The sequence below is a fragment of the Bradyrhizobium sp. genome (genome assembly GCF_019244115.1).
Taxonomy (GTDB): domain Bacteria; phylum Pseudomonadota; class Alphaproteobacteria; order Rhizobiales; family Xanthobacteraceae; genus Bradyrhizobium.
Genome location: NZ_JAFATE010000554.1, coordinates 1 through 2,137, shown reverse-complemented (window position 1 = coordinate 2,137; position 2,137 = coordinate 1). Strand labels below are relative to the sequence as shown.

The following is a 2,137-nucleotide window of genomic DNA, read 5'->3' as shown; positions in this document are numbered from 1 at the left end:
GATGCCACCCGACGCGACCGGCATCACCTTCCTCATGCTGGCCCAGTCCTGGTCGAAGAACAGGCCGTGCTCCAGCGCCATCGGGTTGTAGCCCGCGAGGCACACGTCGTAATAGCCCTTGGTGGTGCGCGGATCGCCTTCCAGCTTCCCCACCACGGTGCCGGCATGGATGTGATCGACGCCCGCCAGCCGCATCCACTTCGAGATGACGCGGAACGAGATGCCGTGCGACTTCTGCCGCGTATAGGTGCCGTGACCGGCGCGGTGCAGATGCAGGATCATGTCGTGCCTGCGCGCCCACTTTGCCATCGACTGGATCGCGGTATAGCCGATCACCAGATCGATCATGACGATGTTCGAACCGATCTGGTGGGCAAATTCCGCGCGCTCGTACATGTCCTCCATGGTTGCCGCGGTCACGTTGAGATAGGTGCCCTTGATCTCGCCGGTCGCGGCCTGCGCGCGATTGACAGCCTCCATGCAATAGAGATAGCGCTCGCGCCAGTGCATGAACGGCTGCGAATTGATGTTCTCGTCGTCCTTGGTGAAATCGAGCCCGCCCTTCAGCGCCTCGTAGACAACGCGGCCGTAGTTGCGCCCGGACAGGCCGAGCTTCGGCTTCACCGTCGCCCCGAGCAATGGACGGCCGAACTTGTCGAGCCGCTCGCGCTCGACCACGATGCCAGTCGCGGGACCCTGGAACGTCTTCACATAGGCGACCGGCAGGCGCATGTCTTCCAGACGGAGCGCCTTGAGCGGCTTGAAGCCGAAGACATTGCCGATGATCGACGCCGTCAGGTTCGCGATCGAGCCCGGTTCGAACAGATCGAGGTCATAGGCGACATAAGCAAAATAGCTGCCGGGTGAGTTCGGCACGGGATCGACGCGATAGCACTTTGCGCGATATTTTTCGGCCGCAGTCAGGCGATCGGTCCACACCACCGTCCAGGTCGCGGTCGACGATTCGCCGGCAACCGCCGCGCTCGCCTCGATCGGATCGACGCCCTCCTGCGGCGTGACGCGGAACAGCGCAATGACGTCGGTATCCTTGGGCTGGTAGTCCGGCTCCCAATAGCCCATGCGTCTGTATTCGAGCACGCCGGACTTGTAGCGTTCCTTGCCGCGCAACGTCATGGTCTGGATGTTCATGATGGCTCTCCTTGAATCGCTGGGATCTTGGCCAGTCTCCCCAGACTGGATTGCTTCGTCTTCCTTCCGGTGGTTACGCAGCCGCGGCGCGGCCGAGTGCGGGGTCGAGCGCGCCCGATCGATACCGGTTCGCCATGTCGGCCAGCGGGATCACCTTGATTCTTGCGGCGTTCCCCGCGGTCCCGAACTGCTCGAACCGCGCCCGGCACAGCGCGCGCAACGCATCCATCGCGGGTTTCAAAAATTTTCGCGGATCGAACTCGCTTTTGGTCTCCGTCGCGACCTTGCGAAACGCCGCGGTCATCGCAAGGCGGCAGTCGGTATCGATGTTCACCTTGCGCACGCCGTGACGGATACCGCGCACGATCTCCTCGACCGGAACGCCAAAGGTCTGCGGCATCTCGCCGCCAAAGGCGTTGAAGGCATCCTGCAGGTCCTGCGGCACCGACGACGAGCCATGCATCACGAGATGGGTATTGGGCAGACGTCGATGAATCTCCTCGACTACGTTCATGGCCAAGATATCGCCGTCAGGCTTGCGCGAAAACTTGTAGGCGCCGTGCGAGGTGCCCATCGCAATGGCGAGCGCGTCGACCTTGGTGGCGCGGACGAAATCGGTCGCCTGATCCGGATCGGTCAGCAGCTGGTCATGGCTGATCTCGCCCTCGACGCCATGGCCGTCTTCCCGCTCGCCGCCGCCATGCTCCAGCGAGCCGAGTACGCCGAGTTCGCCCTCCACCGAGGCGCCGATCCAGTGCGCCATGTCGACCACGCGTCGCGTGATCGCGACGTTGTAAGCGTAGTCTGCGGGTGTTTTTGCGTCGGCCTTCAGCGAGCCGTCCATCATGACCGAGGTGAAGCCGTGTTGAAGCGCAGTCGCGCAGGTGGATTCCTCGTTGCCGTGGTCCTGGTGCAGGCAGAGCGGTATTTGGGGATACATCCGCTCCACGGCGTCGATCATCTTCGATAGCATGATGTCGCCCGCGTA

General features: G+C 62.9%; 2 protein-coding genes. Both read right to left on the bottom strand.

The features are described 5' to 3' along the window. Nucleotides 1-1,149: form I ribulose bisphosphate carboxylase large subunit (locus JOZ76_RS24575; RefSeq protein ID WP_291702935.1), on the bottom strand; the 1,149-nt coding region annotated here is incomplete at its 3' end. A 73-nt stretch (nucleotides 1,150-1,222) separates the two neighbouring features. Continuing rightward, nucleotides 1,223-2,137, bottom strand: a 915-nt coding sequence (gene fba, locus JOZ76_RS24570) for a class II fructose-bisphosphate aldolase (protein ID WP_291702934.1), incomplete at its 5' end; no start/stop codon positions are given.